The sequence below is a fragment of the Kovacikia sp. CALU 1929 genome, assembly GCF_056784235.1.
The window spans coordinates 42,402-51,114 of the sequence record NZ_JBXBCF010000088.1; the positions used below are offsets into that span (position 1 = coordinate 42,402).

At 49.4% G+C, this 8,713-nt stretch carries 8 protein-coding genes; 6 read left to right on the forward strand and 2 right to left on the reverse strand.

From position 1 onward, the window contains the following. The first annotated feature begins 324 nt into the window (after positions 1-324). The 3 genes from AC1S52_RS24255 to AC1S52_RS24265 all read left to right on the forward strand — a co-directional run bounded on the left by AC1S52_RS24255 (position 325) and on the right by AC1S52_RS24265 (position 2,087). Positions 325-480 (forward strand): hypothetical protein, encoded by a 156-nt coding sequence (locus tag AC1S52_RS24255; protein WP_482031614.1) that lies wholly within the window; start codon positions 325-327, stop codon positions 478-480. Between the two features lie 66 nt (positions 481-546). Then, positions 547-1,266 (forward strand): hypothetical protein, encoded by a 720-nt coding sequence (locus tag AC1S52_RS24260; protein WP_482031615.1) that lies wholly within the window; start codon positions 547-549, stop codon positions 1,264-1,266. 188 nt (positions 1,267-1,454) lie between these two features. Beyond that, positions 1,455-2,087, forward strand: a complete 633-nt coding sequence (locus tag AC1S52_RS24265; protein ID WP_482031616.1) for a DUF305 domain-containing protein — start codon at positions 1,455-1,457, stop codon at positions 2,085-2,087. A 279-nt stretch (positions 2,088-2,366) separates the two neighbouring features. Here AC1S52_RS24265 and AC1S52_RS24270 read toward each other — a convergent pair whose 3' ends face one another. After that, positions 2,367-3,644 (reverse strand): IS110 family RNA-guided transposase, encoded by a 1,278-nt coding sequence (locus tag AC1S52_RS24270; protein WP_482031617.1) that lies wholly within the window; start codon positions 3,642-3,644, stop codon positions 2,367-2,369. A 517-nt stretch (positions 3,645-4,161) separates the two neighbouring features. Continuing rightward, on the reverse strand, positions 4,162-5,802 hold the full coding sequence (locus tag AC1S52_RS24275; protein ID WP_482031618.1) for a cyclic peptide export ABC transporter: 1,641 nt from the start codon (positions 5,800-5,802) through the stop codon (positions 4,162-4,164). A gap of 87 nt (positions 5,803-5,889) precedes the next feature. On the opposite strand from AC1S52_RS24275, the gene AC1S52_RS24280 reads away from it, so the two are divergent. The 3 genes from AC1S52_RS24280 to AC1S52_RS24290 form a co-directional block, all read left to right on the forward strand. After that, positions 5,890-6,903 (forward strand): glycosyltransferase family 2 protein, encoded by a 1,014-nt coding sequence (locus tag AC1S52_RS24280; RefSeq protein WP_482028219.1) that lies wholly within the window; start codon positions 5,890-5,892, stop codon positions 6,901-6,903. 290 nt (positions 6,904-7,193) lie between these two features. Further along, entirely contained in the window at positions 7,194-7,628 is a 435-nt protein-coding gene (locus tag AC1S52_RS24285; RefSeq protein ID WP_482028218.1) for a hypothetical protein, read from the forward strand. An 11-nt stretch (positions 7,629-7,639) separates the two neighbouring features. Next, positions 7,640-8,713 (forward strand): HlyD family secretion protein (locus AC1S52_RS24290; RefSeq protein WP_482031619.1); only part of this gene is annotated, 1,074 nt, incomplete at its 3' end.

The window sequence follows — 8,713 nt, forward strand, 5'->3', positions numbered from 1 at the left end:
TCTGAAATTATGTCGAAGAATTCGGGCTATCCAGCCTGAGCGGTGTACTATGCGGAAATAATCTGCATAAGTACTAAATTTAGGGTGTTAAGCCGAATCATTCTCCCTATCCACTTACTACGGGATCTTAGGCGGAAAATTTCAGTCTATTAATAGTTAGCTGTCTGCCTTCCGTTTGAGGCTGTCGTTTCTGAAAGACTGTCGCTGAGTTGTAGCCATTGAGTCAGCGAAGGTTGGGTCAGTTGGGGCGATATATGGGGCGGCGATACCGCCCGGTAGGATGTTCGTTGATGGCAGCGGTTAAGTGGGTGAGGGGCGAGGGAAGTGCAGCGAAGCGTTGGAAAGCTTTGGGTCGTGGAAGAGCGATTCGTTGGGCGGCGACAGCTAACACGTCAGTGCAGCGGATTGACAGGTGCTACGGGCGACAAGTCTAGGGGATCTGCAACCGCTGCCTTTGCCGTTATGCCGCAGTCTTCATAGACAGTTCTGAAGCTCATCTGTATAGCCTTTTAGAAAGTACCTTAGATTTTGATATATCCAATTCCTATGCCTTGGAACCTTGTCTATTGCTTTTTACTATTGCAAGCTCAAGGTAGTTCTCAAAATCAGAATTTAAGTAATCTTTTCTTAAATGAAGCATTTTCTAACTATGTGGTTTTTCTTGCGGGAATAGTTGTTGGCATAATTGGATGGTTAATTGTTAATTTTTTATCTAGGCAAAAACCGCAAATTATAGAAGTTATTAAAAAAGAACAGGTATCTTTGCTGAAAATAGACTCTCAGGTTAAAAAAGATATCAAATTAGAGTACAAAGGGAAGTCAATAAATTCTCTTCATAGAACGTCCTTAGATCTATTTAATAGAGGTGAGACACCAGTTCAAGATTTCACTCTTACAATACAAACTGAAACTCAAGATCTGCAAAATGAGGTTCTTGGCAGCCTGGTTGTAGATTCTAGTGAAAATGAGATTCATGATGCGAATATTTTGTTGTCTGGCAAGAATATAGAAGTGACAGTAAAGTTTCTCAATCCGTTTAAGCAATATAAAGATCGTTTGACACTTTACATTTTTTCATCAGCTCCTATAAAAGTTAAAGATGCTAAGGGAAGAGGTCTTGGATGGGGAGCAGCTTATTTTGATCAATTAGAATATGAGAGAGAGTTAGAAGACGGGTTTGCTAAAGCTATTTCTGGAAGTTGGTATGGTCTTGCTTATGGGCTAGGAAAATCAATATCAGTTGTAGTAACAAGATTGGTTAGGTAAAAACTCTAGTACAGCCTCTTAATTAATGAGCGGCATAACAACCCGGCTGGAGCGGACTGCCGAGGGATCTTGCTGATGTTGCAGAGGTTGTTTGCAGCCGCTCAGCCGGAACGTTAGACCGCTGATTTCTTGGTGCTGGCAGTTCTGGCTACTTTTAGGTGGGTGTTATAGTACAGTGAGGTTTATATATGATTTCTCTTCTGAAAAACAAAGTTATCGTTGTGCTAGGGGCGGTTGCCGCTCTTGGACTGGCTGCGACTTCAACTTTACTTCTGACACGTCCATCTGGAAATTCTCCAGATTCTGCCTCTGCTCAATCTCCTCACAACGGCATGGGCATGATGCATCATATGCAGGTCAGTAGCGAGTTTGATTATCTTGCCCAAATGATTCCTCACCATCAGGAGGCAATCGATACTGCCCAGATTATTCTGACACGCAGTAATCGTCCTGAGATGAGGCAGTTTGCTCAAAATATTATTCAAGTGCAAACTGCTGAAATTGCTCAGATGAAAAACTGGCTCAACGAGTGGTATCCTGGACGGAATATTAGCGTCTCCTACGTTCCCATGATGCGCGATCTGAACCAACTTCAGGGCGATACCTTAGATCAAACTTTTTTACAAGATATGATTGAACATCATATGGGAGCCGTGATGATGTCGCAAATGCTCCTGAATCGTAATCTGGTGCGGCATCAACCTGTCCAGCCCTTTGCTGAGAACATTGCCACTAGCCAGCACCAGGAAATTCAGCAGATGCAAACTTGGTTGATAGCTTGGTTTGGTAATCGCAATCCAATGGGTGGGATGCATCATTAGCTTGTAGTGATCGCGATCGAGATTTTGGGGGCGATCAGTGTTTTGGTTCTGGTGTGCGGTCTAACATAGCCTCTGAGGCGGACGGGGTCAACTCAATATTCTGAATCTGTGCCAATAAAGGTTTACCCTTCGAGATCTAAACAAACGACTGCGATTTGATTCTGAAGTCAAGCTTAGGCGCGGGTTTAGAATCAAGATTCCAATGTTATTTGGATGGCGCGTAGCACGACGGTGGCTGCGTTTGTTTTAGGTTCAAGAACGCATGATGGATGCGCTAAATTAAGCAACAAGTAGTTTGGCTAAGGGAGAACCTTTTCGTTGCAACGCTGCAACATACTTTGTCTCATCATACGCTTCTCGATTTTTCCAGCAGCGGAATAAGATGCGTATCCATTTGAATGCTAGAGAACGCATAGCGGCAGGATAAGAGTTCCCCTTTGCACGCTGCCTCTGATAGTAGGCTTGCGCCCAAGCACAGTGATGTCGGCTTTGATTGGCCCACTCGACAAAAGTTTGCCTTAAGAAAATTGGGCAACTCCAGCGCCAATGCACCCAATTCTTTTTACCGCTACTTTCTCTGACCGGGGCAATGCCGAAATAACACATCATCTGCTGGGCATTGTCAAAGCGCGTTCGGCTCTGCCGTCTCGAAGAGAATCTATCTTCACCAAAGGCCGCTAGTAGTCGAGGCGCTAAATGCTCTCCAGATCCAGGCAGGGCGGCAAACCAAGCAGCATCAGGCAGCGCCCTAAAGCATTGGTCGATTTTGAGCGTCAGTTCGCTTAAGCGCAACAGCAATGATTTTAATTGACCCATTAGGGTCTTCACCAACCATTGCATCGGTTCAACAATCCCTCGGTCTTCAGTTAAGGGAATTCCTGAAGCAGTAATTTGTTCAATGCGACGGGCGATCGCACTGTGGCGAATCACGTGATGAGAACGAAAAAACTGAGTTAATTCTTGTGCAGTTGCGGCTTGAGCCGCTTTGAGGCTGGGATAGCGCTCCAGAAACTCACAAAATACCTGCGTGTCTTTGTCCTCAAACCAATCCAGCACTTGTGGATAGTAGTTCTTGAGAGCTGCAGTCAGACGATTGGTTAAACGCACCTTCTCACCTACCAACATTCGCCTTGATTCAACCCATTGCCGCAGGGCTCTCATCTGAGCACTTTCGGGTTGCCAAGTTGGGATTTTATCGCGATGCTTTTGCAGCAATTCAACGAGAATTCGAGCATCAATGGGGTCTGACTTGGCACGAGATGGCTGAAAGGCTTTGCGATAGTTAGCAACAGTGCGTGGATTAATGGGATAAAGCACCAGGTTCTCATATTGGCACAGTGCATAAATCAAGGGTCCTCGCTTCTGCTCCAAACACACCGCCAGCAAAGCATTGCCATACCGTTTTCGTAACCCTTCTACCCAGGCTTGTATCGCATTGGGTTGTGAACTAATGACAGACTCTTCTGTTTCGCCTGTTGTGCAGTTGTACAGATAAATATCGTGTTTGCGGTCAGCCCAATCAATCCCGATATAAGCGGCATACGCTCCCTGACTCATAATGTTATCCTCAATCTACAGTCGGTGCTGCGACTGGGATTGCTTCTACTCAAGGCGAAAAGATTATGGAAGGTGTGTCCGCACCGACCTCTGAGGATTCGTTGTCGAGAGAAGCACAGGGTGGGGCGATGCAATATGTTAGTAGACATTAAATGTCACCCAATGCATAGTCGTCTCCCACCCTGTTTCCCAGTCCTGAAGTTGAGTCTATAACTTCTTCTTCAGTCCCGTCTCCCCATAATTTCACGGCACCGACCGTAAAGGGCTTGTCTGTGAATGTCTAAGATTATTTCCGGCGGGTAATTGGGAACGTTATGCCGCAGTGGACTCTTGTCTTACAACAGTTTTCAGATGCGTAGACCACAGCAAAAACGGGGAGTAGAGAGTGGGGAGTAGGGAATCGTGTGGCTTAACCAAATGAAAATCGCTGTAAAAGCCCGATCGCCCATCTTGCAGGTTGAGTTGATCACAGAAAACCCAACCGTGCGATCGCGCTACAATTCAAAGTTCTAAACTTTTAACTCTCGACGCTTTTCCCTTCTGATCGTCGGTCGTACTCAATCTGCCCGTAGTCCAGCTTGATCAAGCGATCGCCGATGTGAAAGTAGTGGTCGTCATGGCTGATCACCAGAACCGTTTTGCCCTGGTTTCTCAGTTGGGGCAGGAATTCGGTGTAGAACATTTCCTTGAAGGTGGGATCCTGGTCGGCTGCCCATTCGTCAAACAGGTAAATGGGGCGGTCCTCCAGGTAGGCAGTCAGCAGGGTGAGCCGCTTTCGTTGTCCGGTAGACAGGGAGGTGGTGGAGAGTTGCCCGTCCACAACAGAGACTTTATGGTCAAGTTTTAATCGCCGCAGATAGTCTTTTGCCTGAAGGTCGAGGTCTTCTCGATCCAGTCCCAGCAGGCGATCGAACAGGAAAAAGTCAGCAAATACAACGGAAAAATGCTGGCGATACCACTCGCGTTGCTCCCCATTGACTTGACGACCATCCAGGTAAACCTCTCCCATCTCCGGGATGTAAAGCCCCGTGATCAGTTTTGCCAGGGTTGATTTACCGCTGCCGTTACCCCCGACAATAAATACCAGTTCACCCGGCTGAAAAGTTAAATCTACGGGTCCCAGAACAAAGCAGGCATCTTCCTCGCCCACTTGGTAGGTATAAGTAACGCATTTCAAAGTGAGCGATCGCCAGTCCTGGTGAATCGGTTCCGGTACGGCTAGTGTCTCTGCTCGGCTAGCGAGGGAAAGCCCCAGGGATTCAATCTTGCTGAGGGCAATCCCCGCCCGACTCATGACGGGTAACTGATTGACTAACCGATCCATCGGCAGCATCAGATAGGTAAAGGTCAGGACATAGCCAGAAATCGTGGCTGAACTGAGGGTCATAAACCGGGGCAGGGCAAACAACACAAACCCAACGGCAAAGAAAAAGATGAGTTTGCCCCAGCTAGACGTAATGGCAAACATGGTTAACCCATCGACGTTGAACCGACGGTAAGTGGCTGCCGTCTGCTGCAAATCCTCCCGCAAAAATGCCTGCCGCCGCCAATAATGCAGTTTCAGTTCCTTGGTACCCTCCGCCACCGTCCGAAAGTGCTTAAATAGAAAATCCTGCTCTTCCCGCGCCCGTGCCAGTAGCACTTTTCCCCGTCGTAGTAACCAGCGGCAGCTACTCAAAGCCAGAAACGTAATCCCACAGACGACAAAAAACACCTGCCAGGACAACCAGGTAATGTAAACCAGACACCCAGCCACGATCGCCAGATCAATACATAAAAATGGCACCAACCGCACTGCATCTGTCACCGCCTGCACATCATCGGTCAGGGTTGCCAGTAAGCGGGGCACACCCAGCTTTTCCAGATGTGCCAGTTCTGAGGCAAGAATTTGACGGCTGAGGTTGAGGCGCAGTTGAAAAATCGCTTCCTGCGCCAGTCGGATCAGCATGACCTGGGAAAAGACACTGGTAATCAGAGAAACCAGTGCCAGCCCTACAAATGCCCAACCAATCCCAGCCAGATTGACTGTTTCCTGGCTAATCGCGTGACTGATCAGGGCAATCAATCCGGCGCTGCTACCACCACTAAGGAACCCTGTGAAGACAGCGATCGCCACCATTTTCCAGGACGATCGCAAAAGAAAAAGGATCAAATTCATAGAGCAGTTTTCAATTTCACGAGATTGGGGGCAGATTCGCCGGAACCTTTACACTAAGATAATGATTGCCCTAATATCTTTGCATTGATGGACAGATTTCCTGCCAAAATGCTTCCTAGTTTTTCTATCATTCTTGAAACTGAGAACCTGGTTAATGCCGATCTAGAGGGATTGTCGAAGTCCCTTGCTTCCCTCGTCAATCAGGATATTTCCCCCAGCCTTGCCAGAGAAGTTCTGCTAATTGATAGCGGCGATGTTCCAGATGAATTGCGGCAGCAGTTGTGCGATCGCTACCCCTGGATTACAGTAAAACCCGCTCCCGCAGGGACTGGATACTACGAAGCAAAGATGCTGGGTGCCCAACTTGCCACCGGCACGGTTGTTGTCTACGCAGACTCTGACTGCATCTATGAACCGTCCTGGTTGAAAACGATCCTCACCACCTTTGCCCAGGATGGTCAAGCCCAGGTCGTTGCGGGTGAAACCACAACCCGCGGGGTAGGTCCCTACAGCACCGCGATGGCGCTCACCTATATTTTTCCCCAGTTCTCAGGCGAAACCTCCCTCGCTCCGACCTCCCAATATTTCCTCAACAATGTTGCCTTCCGGCGACAATTCCTGTTAGACCATCCCATCCCGACGGGTCTACCGCTCTATCGGGGTAACTGTGTCATTCATGCCTGCGATTTGCTGAAAGACGGGTTTACCATCTGGCGACAACCCCAAGCGCGTGCCACCCATGCTCCCCCCAATGGCTTGTCCCATTTCTTCTGGCGGTTTCTGTTGATTGGTCACGATTATTACTGGCAAAATCGTCTTTTGGCTAAAGCGTCCGATCGCGTCAGTGAAGAGAACGCCTCCGATGCCTCCGGTAAGGAGTACCCTAACCCGATGCGTGGACTGCAAGGGAAAATTCAGGTGTTCTTCGAGCGGCTTCAGCGGATGGTGAAGAACGAACCCCAGCATTTGATTTATTTACCCCTCTCCGTTCCGGTTGCGGTAATCTCTGTGCTGCTTATCTACACCGGGAATGGAATTACCTCCTATAAGCCAGATTATTTGCTGAAGGTTTACGATCGCATCCTGGGCGAGGCAATGTAGTCGTAACAGGGAATGGCTCATAGGCAGAGCTAAGTAGGCAGGTAGAATCAAATGTAGGATGGGTTAGCGATAGCGTAACCCATGCGGGTGTTGGGTTTTGTGCCTCAACCCAACCTACAAAGGTTTTATATTTAATTAGGACTACCTACTTACAAGCGTTCGACGTATCACTACCAAAATTACAAAACTGTAATTCAGGGAAAGGGAAAGCTGTCATTCTGATCTGGCTCAATCAAGAGCATAGACATCAGATTAATTGGCTTCTCATTCTTAACCTGAAGAGGTTTGTCATGGTGATTCGTCGAATGTTGGTGCTGGCAGCCGTTCCGTTGATGATAGGGGCGTGTAATGCTGCCGATGCGGGCAATACTCAGTCCGATGGGAATGCGCAAGATTTTGCTCAAACCACTGAGCAGCAGGGGAAACCCAAAAGAGAACGTCGCCGGATTGACTTTGCGGCAGCAGCCCAAAAGCTAGGGGTGACGGAGAGCCAGCTCAAACAAGCGCTGGATGTACCGGCTAACCCGCCCAGTCCTCCGCCTGAGGGGCGTTCCCCTGACGATCGCCCCCGTCGTCCCCGCATGGATATTCCAGGTGCAGCTCAAAAGCTAGGGGTGACGGAAGAGCAACTGGTGGAAGCATTAGGCATTCGTCGCCGTCGGGATGGCAACCCCTCCACGCCATCTAAGGAATCTCAAAGTATGTCAGAGGCGATTGTCGTCTAAGGAAGGCTCCCATGACCCTAGATTCTCCCCAGTCCACTGACTGGATGCTCTTACCCAAGGGCTTGCTCAAGCATCGGTCAACCAAATGGCTGATCGGATTAGTGCTGCTGGGTTCAATGGCAGGCGGTGGATACCTTGTCTATCGTCAAACGCTGGTGAACTCGCGTCAGGAAGCCCGCCGCCAGATGCAGACGGTTTCCGCCGAGCGAGTTACGTTGCCCATCACCATCTCAGCCAACGGCACGATTCAACCCAAGCAGTCCACCAATGTCAGTCCCAAAAATTCTGGCCGGCTGCGGAGCTTGCTGGTCGAAGAAGGCGACTACGTTCAGACGGGGCAGATTGTGGCATATATGGACGACTCAAATCTGCAAGGGCAATTGGTCCAGGCGCAGGGTAGTCTGGCGGCGGCTCAGGCAAATTATGAGCGGGTCAGGGCGGGCAACCGTCCCCAGGAGATTGCCCAGGCAGAGTCACGCTGGCGAAGTGCACGGGCGACCTTGAGCCAGGCACAGGCAGATCTAAGCCGTTACGAACAACTGTATGCCGCTGGGGCAATTTCTGCTCAGGCAGTGGATCAGTACCGGACTACCCGCGATAATGCCCAGGCAGCCGTTGATGAGGCGCAACAAGCACTCAGGCTGGTTCAGGCTGGTAGCCGTCAGGAAGATATTGACCAGGCGCGGGCGCAGGTGACTCAGGCACAGGGCAGCCTCAAAACGGCGCAAACGCAAATTGAAGATATGATTATCCGCGCTCCGTTCAGCGGCATTGTCACTCGCAAGTTTGCCGATCCGGGGGATTTTGTCACCCCAACCACCTCCGGCAGTGATGTTTCCTCTGCGACCTCTTCGTCAATTCTGTCGCTGGCTTCTGCCTATCAAGCAGTGGCAAACGTTGCCGAAACCGATATTAGCAGGATTCAGGTGGGGCAGACGGTCGCGCTCAAAGCGGATGCCTATTCTGATAAAACCTTTCAGGGCAAAGTAGCCCAGATTGCGGCTCAGGCAACCGTGACCTCCAATGTCACCAGCTTTGAAGTCAGGGTGGATATGGCAGATCCAGAAAAGCGCTTACGCCCTGGA